This is a genomic window from Paenibacillus sp. OK076, assembly GCF_900110055.1.
Classification (GTDB): domain Bacteria; phylum Bacillota; class Bacilli; order Paenibacillales; family Paenibacillaceae; genus Paenibacillus.
In genome coordinates, this window is record NZ_FOCH01000001.1 from 2,029,244 (window position 1) to 2,052,304 (window position 23,061).

12 protein-coding genes are annotated in these 23,061 nt (G+C 46.6%); 10 read left to right on the plus strand and 2 right to left on the minus strand.

All coding sequences use genetic code 11. The features are described 5' to 3' along the window. Positions 1-90: 90 nt before the first annotated feature. The 6 genes from BMY78_RS09250 (at position 91) to BMY78_RS09275 (ending at position 15,228) form a co-directional block, all read left to right on the plus strand. The gene (locus BMY78_RS09250) at positions 91-7,650 is read left to right on the plus strand and encodes a fibronectin type III domain-containing protein (RefSeq protein ID WP_177185689.1); all 7,560 of its coding nucleotides are present in this window, start codon (positions 91-93) and stop codon (positions 7,648-7,650) included. A 121-nt stretch (positions 7,651-7,771) separates the two neighbouring features. Continuing rightward, a complete protein-coding gene (treR, locus tag BMY78_RS09255; RefSeq protein ID WP_090897085.1) occupies positions 7,772-8,482 on the plus strand; it encodes a trehalose operon repressor in 711 nt (236 codons plus the stop codon). A gap of 368 nt (positions 8,483-8,850) precedes the next feature. Then, a complete protein-coding gene (locus BMY78_RS09260) occupies positions 8,851-9,783 on the plus strand; it encodes a glycoside hydrolase family 5 protein (RefSeq protein WP_371129154.1) in 933 nt (310 codons plus the stop codon). A 250-nt stretch (positions 9,784-10,033) separates the two neighbouring features. Beyond that, positions 10,034-12,103: a bifunctional aldolase/short-chain dehydrogenase gene (locus tag BMY78_RS09265; protein ID WP_090897093.1), complete on the plus strand. Its 2,070-nt coding sequence runs from the start codon at positions 10,034-10,036 to the stop codon at positions 12,101-12,103. 18 nt (positions 12,104-12,121) lie between these two features. Next, positions 12,122-13,393, plus strand: a complete 1,272-nt coding sequence (gene rhaA / locus BMY78_RS09270; protein ID WP_090897095.1) for an L-rhamnose isomerase — start codon at positions 12,122-12,124, stop codon at positions 13,391-13,393. A 161-nt stretch (positions 13,394-13,554) separates the two neighbouring features. Continuing rightward, complete coding sequence (locus BMY78_RS09275; RefSeq protein ID WP_090897099.1) at positions 13,555-15,228, plus strand: ribonuclease J; 1,674 nt, start codon at positions 13,555-13,557, stop codon at positions 15,226-15,228. 170 nt (positions 15,229-15,398) lie between these two features. Here BMY78_RS09275 and BMY78_RS09280 read toward each other — a convergent pair whose 3' ends face one another. Next, on the minus strand, positions 15,399-16,481 hold the full coding sequence (locus BMY78_RS09280; protein ID WP_090897101.1) for a bifunctional 3-deoxy-7-phosphoheptulonate synthase/chorismate mutase: 1,083 nt from the start codon (positions 16,479-16,481) through the stop codon (positions 15,399-15,401). 579 nt (positions 16,482-17,060) lie between these two features. On the opposite strand from BMY78_RS09280, the gene BMY78_RS09285 reads away from it, so the two are divergent. The 3 genes from BMY78_RS09285 (at position 17,061) to BMY78_RS09295 (ending at position 21,689) form a co-directional block, all read left to right on the plus strand. Continuing rightward, positions 17,061-18,044 carry a LacI family DNA-binding transcriptional regulator gene (locus BMY78_RS09285; RefSeq protein WP_090897103.1) on the plus strand — a complete coding sequence of 328 codons (984 nt, stop codon included), beginning with the start codon at positions 17,061-17,063 and terminating at the stop codon, positions 18,042-18,044. 175 nt (positions 18,045-18,219) lie between these two features. Continuing rightward, on the plus strand, positions 18,220-19,695 hold the full coding sequence (locus BMY78_RS09290) for a glycoside hydrolase family 32 protein (RefSeq protein ID WP_090897107.1): 1,476 nt from the start codon (positions 18,220-18,222) through the stop codon (positions 19,693-19,695). A 26-nt stretch (positions 19,696-19,721) separates the two neighbouring features. Further along, positions 19,722-21,689, plus strand: coding sequence for a sucrose-specific PTS transporter subunit IIBC (locus BMY78_RS09295; RefSeq protein WP_090897112.1), 1,968 nt, complete (start codon positions 19,722-19,724; stop codon positions 21,687-21,689). 107 nt (positions 21,690-21,796) lie between these two features. On the opposite strand, the gene BMY78_RS09300 is transcribed toward BMY78_RS09295, so the two are convergent. Then, entirely contained in the window at positions 21,797-22,243 is a 447-nt protein-coding gene (locus BMY78_RS09300; RefSeq protein WP_090897115.1) for a hypothetical protein, read from the minus strand. A 420-nt stretch (positions 22,244-22,663) separates the two neighbouring features. Between BMY78_RS09300 and BMY78_RS09305 the strand changes: the two genes are divergently transcribed. Next, entirely contained in the window at positions 22,664-23,059 is a 396-nt protein-coding gene (locus tag BMY78_RS09305) for a Rossmann-fold NAD(P)-binding domain-containing protein (protein ID WP_143067014.1), read from the plus strand. Positions 23,060-23,061: the final 2 nt, after the last annotated feature.

A 23,061-nucleotide genomic window follows, 5' to 3' on the forward strand; every position in this document is an offset into this window, starting at 1 on the left:
ACACTTGTTAGGGGAGGCACCCCAACAGAGGACTTTGTTCCTTTGTTGGGGTGCCTCCTTTTTTGTGTGTGCAGAAAAGGAGAGCAGACGTTGAAGAAGAAATCTGAGAAACGTATAAAAAAACAGGCCGAGCAGCTTAGCAAAGTGGTACTGGCATTTGCCTTGCTGTCACCCCAAGCCATGCTGGTCGAATGGGGTTCAACGGCCGTTATGGCTGAAGCGGTGGAAACCATCAGTATTGTATCCGATACTTCCAGCATGAAGGCTGTTCAATCCTCCAAGGTGAAAGTGGAGATGAATAGTGATGGCAAATATAGAATTGTGTTGCTTCCAAATACAAATGTATTCTACGGTGGTGATACAGGGAATGTATCCACCATTATTGATCATAACGGAACACCAGTTAATTTTAAGTCGCTGCCCCTTAATTATTATCGAATCAATAATAATGTAATCGAAATGTCCAGGCAGAAAGACAATGTAGAGTATATTTTGCGCGTATCCATTGTGAATGCCACATCTCAGGGCGGTTATATGAAGGTGGAACTGGAGGCTGTTAATCGCAGCGGCTCTACGCTCAATCTGGGAGGTACGTTCTATTGGGATACGATGGTGAATGGCAACGATGCTTCTCCGTTTGAAGTGATTGAGAACGGCTGGCGCAATTACAGTGGTGGAGTTCAGGTAACCGCTTTTTATGCTAACACGTATAACGTCGTGGACGCGGATCGCATTTTCATGGGGCAGTACAATAGCCCGGACAGTGCACAGCTGACAGGTGGTTCTTCTCCATCTTCCTTTACGCCAGGCCAGACCATTACCGCAACGGATACTGCTGCGCAGTTTTGGTGGGACGGTAAAGCAACTGCCAACCAGGCTTCACGCAAATTTTCGACGATCGTGGGAATTGGCCCCAAAAATGCACCGCCTTCTTTTGCACTATCGGCTCCGTCTTCAGGCCAGACCTACTATAAAGGAGAACAGCTCCAAATTTCCGGTACAACCCGGGATACGGATGTGGGAGATCTTCTGACTGTCAAATGGTCAATCGACGGAGGCTCCGAAAATATGTTGACACAAATGACGGCTACAGGTTCCAATCAGTTGTTTAACACGAATTACACATTGCCTGACACGCTCGCAGATGGTGCACATACGTTGCAGGTATGGGTTATGGATGACAAGGGAGGGGTCTCCTCAGCGGGCACGGTCAATTTCACGGTAAAAAGTTTCGTGGTTCCGGGAACACCAACATTTACATCGGTTAACAATAATAATCTAACGGTGAATTGGGACAAGAAGGCGAATGATGCCTCCGTGACATATGAACTGAAAAATGTAACGACGAATCAGAGCTTCGATACAGGTACATCCAATAGTCGTCAGGTGACCGGGCTTACACCGAATACCCCGTATTCTTTTGCTGTGCGCGCCAAAAATTCGGTCGGTTCCTATACGGGGTATTCAAGCCCAGCTAGCAAATTTACATTGGCCAATACACCAAGCGATGCAGCTGTGAGCCAGTCGGGTAACTCCGTTACGGCTAGTTGGAACAATAATGGCAATCCTGCGGGAACGAATTACAAAACGGAAATACGTAACTCTGTCGGACAAGTGTTTGCATCGGGTACAACTTCATCAACTCGGACTGAACTTGCGCTAACTGGACTTGCAGACGGAATATATGACGTATATGTAGCAGCACTGAATGGAGAAGGCATACAGACTGCATTTGCCTCTGCAGGTCAGATCACAAAGGACACAACTGGTCCCACCGCTCCCTCTTTAGCAGTCAATCCTTTTTCTTGGACCAAGGAAGATGTCCTGGTTACGATTACAGCAGGTTCGGATGCCTTAAGTGGTGTGCAGAAGACACAGTACAAACTAGGGATTGGAGGAGAATGGAAGGAATACACTGTTCCCTTTACGGTTGCTTCTGAAGGAAACACGCTGATAATTGCACGCAGTATAGATGCATTTGGCAATACAGGACAGGAGGCTTCGGTTACAGCGCGAGTGGACCGTACAGCTCCGACACCTCCCGTCATTTCGTTAAATCCTCCGGAGTGGACCCATTCGGCAGTAACGGTGACGTTAACGGCAGGTACGGATGAAGCAAGCGGAGTGGGTCTTACGCAATATAGGCTTGGAGGTGAAGGGACTTGGGTCGATTATCGAGAGCCATTTACTATCCATACGGAAGGAATAACCGAGATTCAGGCGCGAAGTGTGGATCGGGCCTCTAACGTCAGTGCGTCAACTTCAGCCACTGCCCGAATTGACAAGACTGGCCCTGATGAGCCAAAGATTACACTCAGTGATGATGAATGGACAAACCAGGATGTGTCTTTTGAAATCACCAGTGGTGAAGATACAGGCAGTGGACTTGCCAAAAGCCAATATCGTCTAAACGAACAAGGCCCCTGGATCGATTACACTGGAGAAGTGAAGGTTACCAAAGAAGGAAAAACCACAGTATATGCGCGCTCGCTTGACCAGGTAGGGAACGTAAGTACTGTTGCGAAAGCAATCATTCGATTGGATAAGACCGCTCCAACAGAACCGGTTATTACATTAAGTCAGTCAGGCTGGAGCAAGGAAGCTGTACAATTTACGATTGCTGGCAGCGTAGACGAACATTCCATTTCGTATGAATATAGTTTGAATGGGGCCCCGTATATTGCAGGAAACTCAGGCACCGTGAGTTCAAACGGTCCCACCGTCATTCGAGCCAGAGCGAGAGATGCTGTCGGAAACGTTAGCAAGGAGATTAGTCGTACGGCTTATGTCGATCAGGTTGCTCCAACGGTTACATTTACACCGAATGGACAAGGCTGGAGTGACACTAATATATCTGCTACCGTTCAATATGAAGATTCTGATTCGGGTATCAATGAGAATTCGCGATTGTACAATGTGACCAACAGTTCCTTATCGCCAGACAACTGGAATGAAGCTCGCTCGAATGAGCCTGTAATTTCAATTGAATCCGAAGGCATTTGGTATATCCATGCCAAAACAATGGATGTGGCAGGGAATACATATGAGACGGTATCGGCGCCTTATCAGATCCAGCGCAAACCACAGCAACCGGGAAATGTGAGCATCACACAGATCAGTGAGACTTCGGCAGAACTTACATGGGATTTGCCGACAGGAGAATGGTATACCGACGGGTATCAGTATGAAATTATAAACCAAACGACAGGCCAGTTGTGGACACTGGATTATCCAAAACATACGCACATTGATGACTCCCTAAGTGGTGGGCAAGTCTATGATTACGAAGTGAGAGTTCGAAACCACACTGGCATAAGTGATGCAGTAGCTGTCCGTGCACTGACAATCCCGGCAGCACCGGCATCATTACAAATTCGAAAAGTCGATTCCCAGCCTGGGCTGGCAGAAGTGCATTTCGATTCGGTTCAAGGGGCTACTGCGTACCGTATCACGGCTGCAACTTCGGATGGAAGAATTGTTTATGACCAGACGATCTCCGATTCTTCCAATATTCCGTACTTGACCAATCTGGTCCCGGGGAGCATTCATACGATTTCGGTCACAGCTCTGAATGAGAGTGGTGCGGGAGAAAGCAGCAGGGCGGGATTTCTGACATTGCCTGCAGCACCCGGTGAATTTGAGGCAGTGCAGATTCGGGAGCATGAGATCTCTCTGGGATGGGAGACGGTAACTTCAGCCACGTATTACAGCCTTTCACGTAGTGGAGCAGGAATCTACGAAGGATTGGAAACGGAGTATGTGGACGCAGGTCTGGATAGTGGAACAGAGTATAGCTATGAATTGCTGGCCGCAAACGAGACAGGAGAAGGCCCGGTAACAAGCTTGCAGAAGCTGATGACATTGCCGGGGGCCATTGAAAACTTGAGTATAGATAATGCTACAACAACGAGCATGCGTCTAAGTTGGGATCCTGTAAGAGGCGCGGAGCGATACGAAGTCTTTGTGAATGGGGAGAAGCGAGAGACGCTGCTTGCTGGAACCCATGAATATCTGCTAACGGGATTGACCGCGGGAACGTTGGTTCAGGTGGACGTTCAGGCAGGCAATGGAAGTGGACAAGGTCAATCCAATCGAGTATCTGGAACGACGCTTCCCGAGAGTCCTTCAGGTCTTCACTTTGTTCAGCCGACTGAAACAGGAGCAACACTCAGATGGGATGCAGTACCCGGAGCGACGAAGTACCGGGTCGTTCTTGAGGGGCAGAGTTATGAGATATCAGATACACAGCTTGAAGTCCATCAGTTATCTGGCAGCCGCCACTACACGTATCAGGTGCAGGCCGGAAATGCAGCCGGTTACGGTGCACCCACAAGCGGTGAACTTCTTACTTTGCCAACCAGACCAGAAGGACTCACAGTAACACATACGGATGAAACGAGCATTGGTGTGGAATGGGAATCTGTAAATACAGCCGAATCCTATATTGTGAGTATCAATGGGGCCGAAGTGGGTCGAACTTCTGGACTTGCCTATACGGCTGAAGAATTGTCACCAGGCATGGAGTATTTAGTGGAAGTACAGGGCTTGAACACGTCTGGAGTCGGTCAGTCCGCCAGCTTGATTCGATTATCCAAACCAGCATCGCCTTCAGAAATCGTAGTTGAACCAGGGGTACATAAAGCCAACTTGTCATGGGCTGCGGTAGCAGGTGCCTCGGAGTATGTAATTAAACAGGGGAACAAAGAGATTTACCGTGGAACAGAGCTGACCACACTGATTTCAGGACTTGAGGATGGAACGATGCATCATTACGCACTTGTTGCCATGAACAGACAAGGGACCTCATCCGAAGCGACGAATGTATCTGTACTGACATTGCCTGAGAAACCAGTGGAGATTAAGGCATTGGAAGTGTCGGAAAACAGTATTAATCTTGATTTTACCAAAACAGGAGTTAAGGGTGCAGACGAATACATCATTGAACGCAATGGGCGAGAGATTGCTCGCATGGATGCGCGTGAAACCCAATTCGTAGATGAGGATTTGTTGCCAGGCACGAAATATACGTATAAGATCCGGGCGGTTAATGCAAGTGGTTCGGGTGCTTCCCTTACCTATGGAATAACAACTCAAACCCTGCCACTATCCTCAGATGGGATTACGGTGATCAAGGGAACGCACGCGTTTGATTTGGCGTGGGAAGCAGTAAAGGGAGCTGCCGCATATGAAATACGCAATCAGACCACGGGGGAAGTACAGACTGTGTCCGAACCATCGGTCCATCTCGCCAGTTTATTGGATGGCACAACGTATGCGTTTGAACTTACTGTCATGAATGAGGATGGTCACCGTTCTTCTCCTGTTCAGGTTCTTTTGTTGACCAAGCCCATATCCCCACAAACAGCAAGTATTGCTGCCGTAACCGATCAATCGGCAAAGCTGGATCTGAGTGGCAGCGCCACACGAGGAGCAGAACAGTTGATCATATTGCGAGATGGTATTGAAATTGACCGTATTCCGGCTGACAGCATTTCTTATGAAGATAGTGACCTGACGCCGGGAGAGAGATACACCTATACGGTTAAGACTTCGAATGCTTCGGGCGATAGCGATACGGGATTTGATGTTCAATTGCGTACGCTGCCTGCAACAATTAAGGAAACGCTGCACCCAGATGTAATTGAAGAGACGGCAGCAGTGATTAAGTGGAAAAAGGTCCAAGGGGCAGAGGGTTACATTGTAATGATAGCGGATAACGAATTCACAACCATTACAGAGAATGATTTGACTGAGGTTACCCTTAATGGACTTACCAGCGCAGCTCAATATGATCAAGTACAGATCGTTCCTTATAATACGGCAGGTAAAGGAAGTCCAATGGTCGTTGCTCCATTTTTCACCCTGCCTCATGTCGATTCTGTTGAGATAAAGCTATATCCGGAGACGGAGCATGCCAGATTGGAGTGGGATTTCCCTTATCTCAACGAAACGTTTGTGGTTCTAATGGATGGTATCGAGCTGTATAGAGGTAAACAAAAAGAGTATATCGTAAATGAGCTGCAGGGCGGAACGAACTACTCCATCGAATTGTATACCGAGAACGAGCAGGGGGATATATCACATAAGCTCGAGTATACGCTGTTAACCAAACCGGAAGCTCCCAAAGAAGTGGAATATCGTTCGACACAGGAGAGCATACAACTTCAGTTCGAAAAGAGCCGTGTCAAGGGGGCTGAGCAATTCATCATTGAACGTGACGGTGCGGAGATCGGCCGAGTGTCTGTTGACGAGCCTTATTACGAGGACCGGGGGCTTGAGTCTGGTGTAGATTATGTGTACACCATCAAAACCGTTAATGCTTCCGGTAAGAGCGAGGTCGGCTTTAATCTAACAGCAGTAACACTGCCAGGCAAAATTCCTTCTCCACCCCAAGTGGAAGAACGCGCTCAGCATGGTGCAGATATTGTATGGGATATGATTCCTGGGGCAGCAGGCTATCGCATCTATCGGAAAGACGAGCTGATTGCGACAACAATGGGAACGTCGATACATGTGACTGAATTGGAAAGTGCCCAGCGCTATCCAGACTTTTCTATTGTGCCTTTTAATGAGGCGGGAGACGGAGAGACAGTTAATGTACCTGAGTTCGAGACATTGCCATCAGAAGAATTCACCGTTTCAGCCACCTCTCAGAGTACAAGCAGCATTGCGTTGAGCTGGAAGTTGGAATCTTTGAATGAAATAATCGTACTTTCTAGTAGTGGGCGGGAGATTTATCGTGGAAAGGATCGAAGCTACATCTGGACAGGATTAACGGGTGGGCAGCGCTATGATGTCATATTGTGGACTGAAAATTCAGCCGGGGAAAAAAGTGAAAGCCAGCAGGCCGTGGCTGTGACTATGCCGTATCCACCTTCAAACGGAAGTGGGGCCGGTTCACCTGTAACTTCCTCCAAACCGGAGGATGCCCAGTCCGTTGTGTCTCAACCAGAGCAAAATGACAAAGCGGAAACAACAGCCAAGAAAGAGATCAAGTTCATTGATATTGGTCAAACATTCAATAAAGATCAGATTATATGGCTGGCAGAGCAAAACATCATTCAAGGTGTGAGTGAAACCCGCTTCGAACCCCGTCGTCCCATTACAAGAGCTGAATTCACAGCACTTATTGTGCGATTAATGGGTGTGGACACATCTGCGGATTATCAAAATGCTTTTCAGGATGTGAACGATCAGGATTGGTTTGCTCCGGAGATCGAAGCAGCCGTAAGTCGTGGTATGGTACATGGTATGGGGAATGGTAAATTTGCACCTTATGCGCTGGTAACCCGGGAACAAGCATCAAAGATCATCGCGAATGTTATTCGCAAAATCAAGCCGGAACCCGCAACTTCACGTCGTGCTTTTACGGATCAGATGGATGTATCCGATTGGGCCAAAGAAGAGGTTGAAGAGCTTGCTGGAATGTATATGCTTACGGGATACCAAGATGGCAGTTTCCGTCCCTTGCAGCATCTGAGCAGATCCGAGGCGGCAGCCCTCATCTTCCGACTGAACAAGCTGATCCGTATTATTGAAGAGAACCAAACTATGGAGGAAGAGAATCCAACTATGGATGATAAAGGAACGAGTAGCGACATAGATGGTAAGGATAACGCGTCAAAATTTGACGTAAAAGACATGGATTGAATCACATGTCAATTCATCATTTCATCATCGATAGTTGCGACATTATCCGTTATTCGACTTTTAATGTTATAATAGGTTGCTAATATGATAAAAAAAGGGTAATGGACAGTGGTGATGAATGATGAATAATAAATTTATCCGAATCTATGAAGATATCGCAGCTCGTATTCGGACTGGAGAAATTGAAGCTGGCACGCTGCTTCCCTCGGAACTGGATTTATCGGAAAGTTATCAAACGTCCAGAGAGACAATTCGCAAAGCGCTGAAAATGCTGTCTGAAGAAGGTTATATTCAGAAAATTCAAGGTAAGGGCTCCATTGTTTTGGATATACGTAAAATTGATTTTCCTATCTCAGGTCTCGTTAGCTTCAAGGAACTGGCTAAAAAAATGGGACATCGGGCCAAAACGTACGTTAAGGTTTTTGAAGAAAAAAAGGTTGATCAGGCCTTGTTCAAGAAAATCAATTTTGGCCTGAATGAAAAGGTCTGGGAGATCAGACGTGTACGGCAAGTGGATGGCGAACATGTCATCCTCGATAAGGACCATATAAGCCAGAGGCTTATTCCCGGTTTGAGCAGGGAAATATGTAATGATTCTATCTTCGAGTACATTGAGGAAGAACTCGGGCTGACCATCTCTTTTGCCAAAAAGGAAATTTTGGTGGAGGAGCCTACCGCTGAAGATAGGGAGTTGCTTGATCTCGAAGGGTTCCACAATGTAGTTGTGGTAAGGAGCCAGGTTTACCTGGAGGACGCGAGTCAATTCCAGTTCACAGAAGCAAGGCATCGCCCCGACAAGTTCAGATTTGTGGATTTTGCCCGGCGCAGATGATATCCATTGACCATCCATATGACCAAGAGAGTACCTGTTCACTTCTTTTATCGGTGAATGAGGTACTTTCTTTGCTGTGGAGCACAAAATTTCATTCCTTTTCATGGTAAAAATAACTTGACCGGTAAGCGTTTTCATTTTATTATATGTCCATAACCTTAACGATAAGGTAAATATAATTAAATTATTTATCTTATTATGAAGTTGTATGTTCTTAATGATAACCTTATTTAATGATGATTTACTCTTGATTTTAGTTAACTTATTGCCTTGAGCAGGGTTAATTGAAATAAACAAAAAAATGTAGGAGGTTCTAACGAATGGTCAAGTTGCAAAAGTGTACAGTCTTTACCGTAATAGCTGCACTTATGTTGGTGATTCTGGGGAGTGCTGCACCCAAAGCGTCTGCTGCTACAGGATTTTATGTAAGTGGAGGCAAATTGTACGATTCCACTGGCAAGGCATTTGTTATGAGAGGTGTCAATCATGGACATTCATGGTTTAAGAGCGACCTGAACACGGCGATTCCTGCGATTGCCAAAACAGGTGCCAACACCGTACGGATTGTGCTCTCCAATGGTGTGCAGTACACCAAAGACGATCTGAACTCTGTTAAAAACATCATTAATGTTGTAAGCGCAAACAAAATGATTACGGTCCTTGAAGTACATGATGCAACAGGTAAGGATGACTATAATTCGTTGGATGCAGCAGTGAACTACTGGATTAGCATCAAGGAAGCACTCATTGGCAAAGAAGACAGGGTTATCGTAAATATTGCGAACGAATGGTATGGAACATGGAACGGCAGTGCCTGGGCTGACGGATACAAAAAAGCAATTCCCAAGCTGAGAAATGCCGGTATTAACAATACATTGATCGTGGATGCAGCAGGCTGGGGGCAATACCCGCAATCCATCGTGGATTATGGACAAAGTGTATTTGCAGCAGATACACAGAAAAATACTGTGTTCTCGATTCACATGTATGAATATGCCGGTAAAGACGCGGCAACCGTAAAAGCCAACATGGAAAGCGTTTTAAACAAAGGTCTGGCCCTGATCATTGGTGAATTCGGTGGATACCACACGAACGGAGACGTCGATGAATATGCAATCATGAAATATGGTCAGGAAAAAGGGGTAGGCTGGCTCGCATGGTCCTGGTATGGCAACAGCTCCGATTTGAACTATTTGGACTTGGCTACAGGTCCTAACGGAAGTTTGACATCCTTTGGAAACACGGTTGTGAACGACACTTATGGAATTAAAAATACTTCAAAAAAAGCAGGGATCTACTAAGGTCTATAGGGTCTAGCATTTCTAAAAAGATTCATCTAATCAACTAGTGACATTAAGCTTGTTCTGACCAAAAATTCTCTTCCAAACACTCTGACCAACACGTCAGGGTGTTTTTTATTGAAAGAAAAATCATCAAAACAGAAACTCTTTTGAATTTTTCCGTTTATATTTAAAATCTTTTGTTTTCAAAACAAAACAAAGATGATAAACTCTGATTAGGAATAAAACAAACATTATCGGAGGGGAACAAATGGTACAGAGTTTATGGAATTCATCACAGGCTTCGGAGAAAACAACCGGACTGGAGCAGCTGGTCTACCGATCCAATTTGATTGGGTCAGATCGTCGTGTATGTAACATTTTCGGAGGTAACACGTCTACCAAAACGACGGTGAAAGATTTTCGCGGCCGTGATATAGAAGTGATGTATGTAAAAGGTAGTGGATCTGACCTGGCTTCCATGCAGGCGAAGCATTTTACAGGCCTTGGACTCGAAGACATTCGTCCATTAATCGAACGTGAATCCATGTCGGATGAAGAGATGGTCGAATATCTGGGGCACTGCATGATCGATTCCAAACACCCGCGTGCATCCATTGAGACGCTGCTGCATGCATTCCTTCCATATAAACATGTGGACCATACCCATCCGGATGCGATTATTAGTCTGTGTTGTGCAGATAACGGAAAAGAACTGGCGAAAGAGATTTACGGGGATCGATTTGTATGGGTTCCTTATGTGCGTCCGGGATTCACACTATCCAAGATGATTGCTGAAAGCGTATTCTCGAACCCGAATGCGGAACTGGTTCTGATGGAGAAGCACGGGCTTGTGACTTGGGGAGAAACATCGGAAGAATGTTACGCGCAGACGATCAAAATTATTAATGAAGCGGAAGCTTTCATTGAAGCACGTGTGAACGAAGGAACTCTGTTTGGCGGAGAGAAGCATCCTGCGCTTGAGGCAGAAGTGCGTCGCCAGATCGTATCCAAAGTAATGCCGACCATTCGGGGAGCGGTATCGGATAGCAAAAAAATGATTTTGTCCTTTGACGATCAGGAGGATGTGCTTGCTTTTGTTGGTGGAGTGGATTCACCGAAGCTGTCACAGGTAGGCGCGGCATGCCCGGATCATTTGGTGCATACCAAAGTGGTACCTCTATTCATCGATTGGACACCGGACGCGGAGGATATTGAAGGGCTGAAATCCAAGCTGGTAGAGGGCGTGGCCGCCTACAAAAAGCAATATCAACAATATTTTGAGAGCAACAAAAATGAAGGTGACGTGATGTTCGAAGCTGCACCTCGCGTCATTCTTATCCCCGGTGTGGGCATGATCAACACAGGCAAGAGCTGGGCCCTGTCCCAGGTAAGCGGGGCATTGTATCATAGAGCCATTGCGGTGATGCGCGGTGCGACAAGTCTGGGCCAATTCGTATCCCTCAGTGCCAATGAATCCTACAATGTGGAGTACTGGCCGCTTGAGCTATACAAATTATCGCTGGCTCCAGCGGAGACTGAATTTTCCCGCAAAGTGGCGTTTATTACCGGGGGTGCTGGTGGAATTGGAAGTGAAACTGCACGCAGATTGGTATCCGAAGGGGCACATGTCGTTCTTGCGGACCTTAACCTTGAAGGAGCGCAGAAGGTAGCTCAGGAAATTAACGATCAATATGGTGCTAATCGCGCATATGCATTGAAGATGGATGTGACCGATGAGGAAGCCGTGCAATCTGCGTATGCCGAAGTTGCCGTACAATATGGCGGCGTGGATATTATCGTGAACAATGCAGGCCTGGCCACCTCCAGTCCATTTGACGAAACATCGTTGAAGGAGTGGAACTTGAATATGAACGTGCTGGGTACAGGGTACTTCCTCGTGGCGCGTGAAGCCTTCAAGTTGATGAAACAGCAGGGAATTGGCGGTAGTATGGTATTTATCGGTTCCAAAAACTCGGTATATGCGGGTAAAAGCGCTTCTGCTTACAGCTCGGCCAAAGCACTTGAGGCTCATTTGGCCCGCTGCATCGCGGCTGAAGGTGGAGAATACGGCATTCGTGTAAATACGATTCTCCCGGATGCCATTCTGCAAGGTTCAGCGATCTGGAACGGTTCATGGAGAAATGAACGTGCAGCAGCCTATGGTATCGAACCGGATCAACTGGAAGAGTACTATCGCAAACGTACAACTTTGCTCGTCAATATTTATCCGAGAGATATTGCGGAAGGCATCGCCTTCTTTGCCTCTTCCAAATCGGAAAAAACAACCGGTTGCATGATGACGATTGATGGCGGTGTGCCAGCAGCATTTACACGATAATAAGGAGGGTTCTCGCACATGGAAAATCAGGTCAAGCAAGCATATGAAGCAGCCAAATCATTATATGCTCAGCATGGAATTGATACGGATGAAGTGCTGAAGAAGCTCGCGGAGATCAAAGTGTCTGTTCACTGTTGGCAAGGGGACGATGTGAAAGGATTTCTCAATAAAGACGGGGAACTTACGGGCGGAATATCCGTTACAGGTCAATATCCGGGGGCTGCAACGACACCTGCAGAGCTTCGGGCAGACCTGGAGCAAGCTTTCTCCATGATTCCGGGCAAACATAAGGTCAATTTGCATGCCATCTACGCAGATACGGACGAACAAGTGGAGCTGGACCGGATTGAGCCGAAGCATTATGAGAATTGGGTAAAATGGGCCAAAGAACAGGGGCTTGGCCTGGATTTTAATCCAACGTGCTTTTCGCATGAAAAATCAAGTGACGGCTTCACGCTAAGTCATTCCGATCCGGCGATTCGCAAGTTCTGGATTGATCATTGCAAAGCATCCCGCCGCATTGGCGCTTACTTTGGCGAGCAGCTGGGGCAGACCTGTGTAACCAATGTGTGGGTACCGGACGGGTTCAAGGATAATCCGGTCGATCGGATGACACCGCGGAAGCGGTTGAAGGATTCCCTAGATGAGGTGTTTGCTGAGAAGCTTGATCCCAAGTATCACCTGGATGCGGTCGAGAGTAAGCTGTTTGGCCTCGGCTCCGAAGCGTATGTCGTTGGTTCTCATGAATTCTATATGGGCTATGGGCTGCAAAATGATACGTTAATCTGCCTCGATGCTGGACATTTTCATCCAACGGAAGTCATATCCAACAAACTGTCTTCACTGGCCCTGTTCACCAACGGCATTCTGCTGCATGTCAGCCGTCCAATGCGTTGGGACAGTGACCATGTTGTCATTATGGATGATGAGCTGCTGGAAATAGCCCGCGAACTGGTACGTCATGATCTGCTTCCAACGACACATATCGGACTCGACTTCTTTGATGGCAGCATCAACCGGGTTGCGGCGTGGGTAGTTGGCACACGCAACACGATTAAAGCATTGCTGCGTGCGATGCTGGAACCTGTGGATGCGCTGAAATCAGCGGAACTGGAAGGAGATTACACCCTTCGTCTTGCTTTGACAGAAGAGTTTAAGTCCTATCCTTTCGGCGCGATCTGGGATTATTATTGCGAACAACAGCAAGTACCTGTACGTGAACAGTGGATTGCTAAGATCAAAACTTATGAGCAGGAAGTTTTGCTTCAACGAGATAAATCTTTCGTATAGGATGATGCAGGCCACAGTAGAGAAGCTCTCTGCTGTGGCCTTTTTGCATGAAAAAAATGCAAAATGCATAACCGCGGTCAGAATTTCCATACTAAAAATACATAGAAAAATGCAAAGTATCGTTTGCCTATTACTGCAACGCAGAGGAGGATGAATCGGATTTGAATCTCGCCCACAACAAATTGTATATCGCAGCACTTGGCGGCTTGAATGAAATAGGCAAGAACATGTATCTTATCCAGTATAATCAGGACATCATTGTCATCGATTGTGGCTCCAAATTCCCGGATGAAACGCTGCCGGGCATTGATCTCATCATTCCGGATGTGACGTATCTGCTGGAAAATCAGGACAAGGTGAGGGCGCTTGTGGTTACTCATGGACATGAAGACCACATTGGCGGTATTCCCTATTTGTTAAAACAGATCAATATCCCGGTGTATGCATCCAGACTGACACGTGGATTAATTGAACTGAAACTCAAAGAGCATGGGCTGTTGCGCAAAGCCGATCTGCATACGATTGATTCCAAATCCAGCATTACGCTGGGTGAAATTCAGGTTTCTTTTTTTGCGACGAGTCACAGCATACCGGATTGCCTGGGTATTTTCTTTCAGACACCTGGGGGAAATGTCGTGCATACCGGGGATTTCAAGTTTGATATGTCACCTGTAAATGGGCCTTATCCCGATCTGCATCGTATGGCCGAGATTGGCAAACAAGGTGTGCATGTGCTGTTGTCCGAGAGCACCAATGCAGAGAGACCCGGGTTCACTCCTTCCGAGCGTGTCGTAGGTGACCACATATTGGACGCGTTTATTCGTGCCAAACAAAAAGTGTTTATTTCAACCTTTGCATCCAATGTAAGCAGAGTGCAGCAGATTGTAAATGCATCATTCGAAACAGGACGCAAGCTGGCTCTGCTGGGCAGAAGCATGATTAATGTAGTGGCTGTAGCCAGTGAACTGGGTTACCTCGATGTACCTGAGGGGCTGCTCATAGAGGCTATTGATTCGGACCAGTTTCCACCTGATGAGGTCGTTGTGCTCTGTACGGGAAGTCAGGGTGAAACGATGGCAGCATTATCCCGTTTGGCGGCCTCCAAGCATCCTCATGTGAAGGTCGCACCTGGAGATACCGTCATTATAGCTGCTGGGGCGATCCCTGGAAACGAACGAAATCTTGCGCATGTCATTGATAATCTGTATGTGCTCGGAGCACGCGTCATTTACGGTTCAAGCGGAGCAGCAGGTATGCATGTATCAGGACACGGTAGTCAGGAAGAACTCAAATTGATGCTGACCCTGATGAAGCCTGATTACCTGATTCCTGTTCACGGTGAGTTCCGCATGCTGTATCAGCATAGACAACTGGCGGAGTCCGTAGGCATCGAACGGGATCACGTATTCATCGTGAACAATGGGGATATGATTCAGTACAAAGACGGCGTGGCTTCTCCTGGCCCCCAAATTGCTTCAGGCAACAGTCTGGTCGACGGTCTGATCATGGGCGATGTCGGGAATATCGTGCTGCGTGATCGCCGGCAGCTGTCATCCGATGGCATGCTGGTGATTGTGACTACGTTGAGCAAAACAGAGAAACATATGGTGAGAGCACCTGAGATGATTTCCAGAGGTTTTGTGTTTGTGAAGGATTCCGAAGAATTCATGAAAGAGCTTCATGAGCTGGTTCAGAACAAGATGGATGAGTTAACCGGAAGCGGGGCGAATCAGTGGAATGTGATCAAAAGAAAGCTGAAAGACGAGATCGGTCATTACATCTACGCCCAGACAAAACGAAGACCGATGATTCTGCCCATTATTATTGAGGTTTGAGAATAATGGAGCAGGGCCGATGTAAAGAGATTAAGGATAAGAATAAGATGTGAATTAAAAATAAGATTAAGATTATGATGATCAAAAGCCTGAGAAATGTAGGATCATACCGTTTTTCGTATGAACCGTACATTTCAGTCAGGCTTTTATTGTTATTTATTGTTAATGACCTATTGATCCTTCAGCAATCCGGATTGTCTCACAGAGGAGAGGAACTGGTGGAATTGCTCGATATTTAATTGCTGTGCGCTATCCGAGAGGGCTACAGCCGGATTGGGATGAACTTCAACCATAACACCATCCGCACCTGCTGCAAGAGCTGCCTTGGCACATGGGGCAAGGATATCTTTACGCCCGGTAGAGTGGGTGACATCCACAAGCACAGGCAAATGAGTTTCCTGTTTCAGAATCGGTACAGCTGAGATGTCTAGTGTGTTTCGTGTTGCTTTTTCATAGGTGCGAATGCCGCGTTCAATCAGCATAACCTGTTTGTTTCCCCGGGAGACAACGTACTCCGCAGCATGAACGAATTCATCAATGGTTGCCGCCAAACCACGTTTGAGCAGAATAGGAATCTGAACATCCCCGGCAGCCTTGAGCAGTTCAAAGTTTTGCATGTTACGTGCACCGATCTGGATAACATCAATATACTGGCCAGCCACTTCAATATGACTTGGATGTACTATTTCACTAATGGTCTTCAATCCGAACTCATCGGCAACTTCCTTCAGAATTTTCAATCCTTCGATTCCAAGTCCCTGGAAGTCATATGGAGAAGTACGAGGTTTAAATGCACCTCCGCGCATCACAGTAATGCCGGCTTCTTTCAGCGCTGCGGCAACTTCGCGTACCTGTTCATAACTTTCAACCGAGCACGGTCCGGCGATCAGAATCGGTTTACCAGCGCCAACCTTGACGTTTCCGATGGAGACGACAGTATCTTCCTGCTGATTTTTGCGGCTAACGAGCAGCTGTTTCTTATGTTCGTCGACCTGAAGGTTCAGGGAAGCTTGGAAAATCTGTTTGAACAGAAGTTTGATGGCATCGTCTTGGAAAGGTCCCGGATTGGCGGCAGTCAGTTCCTCCAGCATTTCTTTTTCACGAACCGGATCAAACTTGGGTACACCCTGTTTTTCCTTGATTTGACCAATTTCCTGTGTAATTTGGGCCCGTTCTGACAACAAGTGCAGGAGGTTATGATTAATCTCACTCAATCGGCCTCTTAATTGTTCCAAGTTCTTGCTTTGATCCATGCTGATCCACTCCTTCAATTTAGATTTATAAAAAAACACAAAAAGGCCCTTCATCCGTAAGGGACGAAGAAGCCGTGGTACCACCCTAATTAGAAACGGTTCTGCTGATTGAATACAGCCGATCTGTTTCTCACTTTGACCTTTTAACGCAAGGAACGGATTGTCCTAGAAGCTATATCCATGAGGAGCAGCTCTTCAGCAATCGGCTCGGGAGTGAACTTCGGCGGCGTGTTCCTTTCGGGTGCTCTCAGTCTTCGGCACCGCGTCCCTGTAATGAACGATAACTCCGCGTACTCTTTCCGTCATAGCCTGTATGAATATTGATATTCTGTTCTGTAGTTCATGATGCACGTTATGAATTGAAGTTATACTAGCATCTCATGTTACTTATCTGCAAGAAGCTGAATTAATGCCATGCATCAATAACGCTTTACCGTGGCGCATTAAGCATCCACTTCCAGTCTTCTGTGAGATTTACTAATATCTCCATGGGAATAGTATTCGCAAGGGTTTGCCATTCGAAGTATAATATAAGGTAATATAAGTGAATTCAAGTGAATGAGAATAAGAGGAGAAGTTATGAATAAAACGATTTCGGATATCGCCCAAATGGCAGGCGTGGCGAAGAGCACCGTCTCTCGTTTCCTGAATGGTGGTTCTGTTAGTGACGATACACGGCAGAAAATTGAGCGCATTATTAAACAATACAATTACGTACCCAATACGTTTGCACAGAGTCTCAAGGCCAAAAGAACCAGCATTATTGGAACGGTTGTGCCTCGTCTGGATTCCTTTGCAACCTCTCAGACATTGATAGGTATCGATGAAGAATTAAGAAATAATCAGTATCAGATGCTGATCGCGAATACGAGCCAGGATATGCAGCGCGAGATTGATGCCATATATGACTTTGCCAGACAGAAGGTATCCGGCATTATTCTGCTTGCCGCAGAAGTAACGGACGCACATCTCAAAGCCGTTGAAGACATCGGAATTCCGGTGCTATTGGTAGGGCAGCAGCATGAACATCTGCACAGTCTGGTTCATAATGATGATCAGGCGGGGTATGAGATGGGTAAGCATGTTGTGGAAAAGGGCCATCGAAAAATCGTCTATATTGGCGTTACCGAGAGAGATCAGGCGGTGGGTATCCATCGCAAACAGGGGTTCAAGCGTGCGATTGACGAATGTGGCGGATGTGATGTGACGTATTATGAGACAAGCTTCAAAATGTCCGAGGCTATCATTACCGCAGAAGCGATTTTGAAAGAAAGCAAACCGACCATTATTGTGGGCGCAACAGATAACATCGCACTGGGTGTGATGAAGATTGCTTTTTCCAATAAGATACAAATTCCTCAGGATTTATCGGTTACCGGATTTGGCGGTTATGAAATTACCGAGATGATTCATCCTACACTAACGACCGTAAAATATCATTATTTCGAGGCAGGTCAAGTGGCGGCCCAACACATTATTCGTCTGGTACAAGGCGAGCCAGTGGAGCAGTGCACGATTCTTGATGTGGAGATTATTCCACGAGAAAGCGTTGACAAGATATAAATGAATCCTTTATGATAATTCCATCGAACCGGTTCCACACTGGATGCCAATACGGATATGGGAACAAGGTGGCAGGCGAAAAGCCATATGGAATTATTTTTTTGAGTGTGTTGGAACCGGTTCCTCTAATTTTTTGGATTTGATTTACTTTTCGCTAGGATGGAGAACACTTTTTATGAAAATGACTAGAGAGCAACGCTACAGACGAATCGAGCAGGCAGAGCCTGGAGAAATAGGCAAGCTGGAAGCTTTGATTTCTGTTTGTCCATGGAGACAGCATTACCATATCCAGCCGATAACCGGACTGCTTAACGATCCTAATGGATTCTCCTATTACCAGGGATATTATCATCTGTTCTATCAGTGGTTCCCACTCGGAACCGAGCATGGATTGAAGTATTGGTACCATACCCGTTCAACGGATCTGGTGCACTGGGAAGAAGTCGGAATTGGAATCCAGCCGGGCGACACATATGACTCACACGGGGCATATTCGGGCAGTGCTATTGAAAAAGATGGCCAGCTCAATCTGCTATACACAGGCAATACAAGAGATGAGAACTGGAACAGGCATCCGTATCAGTGTCTGGCGATTATGGATGAAAGCGGTTCAATAACCAAAGTGCATCAACCTATGATCTCAGAAGTACCTTCTGGCTACACGGAACATTTCAGAGACCCCAAGGTTTGGCAGCAGGGTGACATGTATTATTGCGTGATTGGAGCCCAGCGTGTAGATGAAACGGGATGCACGGTATTATATCGCTCGTCAGATCTCAGAAACTGGACATTTCTTGGAGAGATTCACACTGGACTACCTAACTTTGGCTACATGTGGGAGTGCCCCGATTATCTGGAGATGCAGGGTCAGGGTGTGCTGATCTTTTCGCCGCAAGGTATAGAGAGTCAGGGAGATGAGTATCACAACATTTTTCAGTCGGGTTATCTGATTGGTGAACCACTGGATCTTCAGACAAGGCACTTCGAACATGGTCCATTTCAGGAGTTGGATCGTGGGTTTGACTTTTATGCCCCGCAGACGATGCAGGCGCCGGATGGAAGACGAATTTTGGTGGGCTGGATGGGACTTCCCGATTTGGAGTATCCGACAGATAAGAGTGGATGGGCACATTGCTTGACGATTCCGCGGCAGTTGTCACTCCGGGAGGGGAAGTTAATTCAGCAGCCAGTTTCTGAAATGGTGAAGCTGCGTGGGAATTCTGAAGGAACTCATATGGAATTCACACTTGATCATGAGACTCGATCTTTCGCAGACTTTGCTGGAATGGCTTATGAATTGGAATGTGAAATCCTTGGTGTTGAGGCAGAGGTTGTAGGCATTGAATTACGGGCGAGTGCAGAAGAGAAGACCGTGGTGCAGTATGATCGGTTGAATCAGAAAGTAATTCTGGATCGCTCGCAATCAGGCGCAACGCTTGCGGAACAGAACGGGAATGTACGGCGCTGCACATTGAATGCAGACGTGCTTAAGTTCCATATATTTGTGGATTCTTCTTCTGTTGAGATCTTTGTCAATGATGGAGAAGAGGTATTCACTAGCCGTATCTTTCCAAGCAAGGATAGCACAGAGATTCGCTTCTTTGCACATGGAGGCAAGGCAGGATTTCAGGCATCCAAATGGGATTATTAGATATAACGTGAGAGGAATGAAGGACCATGTCGGATAATCAGCAGATTGCCCAGGACGTTATTCGTGCCATCGGGGGCAAAGAAAATATCGCATCATTTGCACACTGTGCAACACGTCTTCGGATCATGGTGAATGACAAGGACAAGATCGATCAGAAGCAGGTCGAGAACATCGACAAAGTCAAAGGGGCCTTTTTCAACTCGGGCCAGTATCAGATCATTTTTGGAACAGGAACAGTGAACCGGATATTTGAAGAGGTTGAGAAGCTGGGCATCGAAGGATCTTCCAAGGAAGACGTGAAGAGTCAGGGCAAAAAGGAAGGTAATGCTTTTCAACGGGCCATTCGCACGTTCGGTGACGTATTTGTACCGATCATCCCTGTGCTTGTAGCAACGGGGCTATTCATGGGTCTGCGCGGGCTGCTCACTCAAAATGAAATTCTATCGCTGTTCGGTGCAACACCGGAGGACATTTCGCCCAATTTCCTGTTATTTACTCAAATCCTGACGGACACGGCATTTGCATTCCTGCCTGCACTCGTAGCCTGGTCTGCGTTCCGCGTGTTTGGCGGTAGTCCAGTTCTCGGTATCGTTTTGGGACTAATGCTTGTGAATCCGGCGCTGCCGAATGCATACGCTGTGGCCGATGGATCAGCACAACCGCTGCATATGTTCGGATTCATACCGGTGGTCGGGTATCAGGGTTCGGTGCTGCCTGCATTCTTCGTCGGATTGATCGGAGCGAAGTTTGAGAAGGTTCTGAGAAGACGCGTACCCGAGGCTCTAGACTTAATTCTGACTCCTTTTATTACGCTGACGGTCATGATTACATTGGGGCTCTTCGCAATTGGTCCGGTATTCCATTCTCTTGAGGAGTGGGTGCTGCATGGGACGACAGCCGTATTGGGACTGCCATTCGGTATTGCGGGCATTATTATTGGTTTCTTCCATCAAATTATTGTTGTTACCGGTGTACATCACATCTTTAACTTTCTGGAGATTCAATTACTGGAGAAAACGGGCTTTAATCCGTTTAACGCGATTATTACATGTGCTATGGCTGCGCAAGGAGCAGCTTGTCTGGCAGTGGGGTTGAAGACCAAAAATACAAAGCTGAAAGCACTCGCACTGCCTTCGTCATTCTCTGCATTTCTAGGGATTACTGAACCTGCGATCTTCGGGGTTAACTTGCGGTATATGAAACCGTTTATCATGGGTCTTGTCGGAGGCGCTGTCGGTGGATTCATCGCGTCCTTGTTCCATTTGCAAGGTACAGGTATGGCGGTGACGGTTATTCCGGGCACCCTGCTGTATCTGAACAGCCAATTGCCTTTGTACATTTTGTCCAACGTGGTAGCCATGGGAATTGCATTTGCACTTACCTGGTTCTTCGGATATAAGGATCAGCCGGTTGCGGAGGAAGTTCCGAGCAATGCAGGAGAAGAGAGCAAGACGGAAGTGCTGTCGCAAAAGTCAAACTCATCTGCCAGCCAGGCTGTTAACTATCGTGCGAGGGTAGCTATGCTGGAGATTGCATCACCCATCACAGGCACAGCGGTTGCTTTGGAGCAGGTTCCTGATCCTGCATTTTCGGAAAAGCATATGGGAGAAGGGATCGCTATTGAGCCTTCTGAGGGCAAAGTATTTGCACCTTTTGACGGCGTCATCGCTCATGTGATGAACAAGAGCAAACATGCCGTAATCCTGGAACATGAAACAGGTGTTCAGATGCTTGTGCATATTGGAATTAATACCGTTGGACTGAAGGGGGAAGGCTTTACCGCATATGTGAATAGCGGAGATACCGTAACTGCAGGACAACTGTTGATTGAATTTGACATGGAAGCGATCCAGGCCGCAGGGTTGCCATTGATTACACCTGTGCTCATCCCGAATGGGAATGATAGAATCGAGCAGGTGATGCCAGCGATGACAGGCCCTGTTCAAGCTAATGGAGAAGCACTAATCGTTGTGAAATTTACTGAACCGCAATAAGCGTAAAACCTTTGAAAAAGACAGGTTGGAAAATGCAAAGAAACCCGGTGTATATCACCAGGGTTTCTTTGCACTTTTATGTATCTTTTCTTACTTAATGGAAGGTGTCAAAAAGAATAATACGTCAGTGCGTATTGCATCAGAAAGGCACGAATGTCGTCCCGGCTTAACATCACATCAGATGTGCTGGCGTGCTCCAGGTTGAAAAGCAAATTGCTGACGGCTTCGTGCAGGAACAGCATGCGTTCATTTCCCCATAGCTCTTGATACTGCTGGATATATTGCTTGACCTGTGACAGCTCCATACCTTTTAAAGCTCTGAACACCGAAGCCCATTTTACCAGATCAGAGGGATGGGAACCTGCAGGCAATTCAAATTCGGCAAAACCATGAACATTCCCGCATGAGATTTTGAACAATCCGCAGTAGCTTGATGCATGTTCCCGCGCTATGAAAGGTAATTTTTGCATATCGTACCGAATAATCTCCATGGAACTAATCCGGGCATCAACACGAATCTCCGGTCGAATTTTCACATCACAACTTGCAATCACACGCTCCAACCTCCATAGGCAAAATCATCTTATTGTTTCTATTTTTTTTGTTATCCTGCGGATTATGTTACGACTGAACAAAGTTTAAGTAAAATCAACCGGAATGGATATAAGCCTGATTTTCCGATGTTTGATTTGAAATCCACACATGTAAGCGATTAACAAGAGATATATCTGCGTTTTGGACTCCATTATCTCGATTTTTTCTTCCGCTCATGACAGACCAAGCAACATGCCGCATGACTGCGAAAAGAGGAGATTAGGCAAGAATTGCTCACCTGGATTGTCTGGAATCGATCAGAACGGTGCAGAAATCGCATGCAGTTCAATTGCAGAGATGCAGACAGAGGACTATGATTCGCACATAACGTACTCCAGATGGCATTTGCAGGATCTGATGTGAAGGCGAGGTTGGCGGCAATGGATGAAGCAATGATGGTGGTATCAACAGGACACGGTGAGGCGGGAAAGAATTTTGTCGATGTATTATTGAAAAGGGGATTTGCGGTTGTCGTGCTTGTACACAGCGAAGAGGAGGGGGAACAATTTCAGTCGCTTGGTGCAGTCACCGTGCGTTACATTCAGGAAATGGCATTCCGTAATCAGCTTTCGCCAGAATTTGTAGTGAAACACGCCTTTGTATTTGAAAATAACTTGCCGCAGTGCTGTCAGGACATTGAGCTGTGTCGCAGCTTGTGTCCGCAACAACTCTACGTTGTTTCCAGCAACAGAGCTCCTGTTGGGCTGGTTTATAAAGGTCTGGGAGCGACATATGTCATTCACAGCCGGAGTGGAGATGTCTCATTTTTATTGTGAAT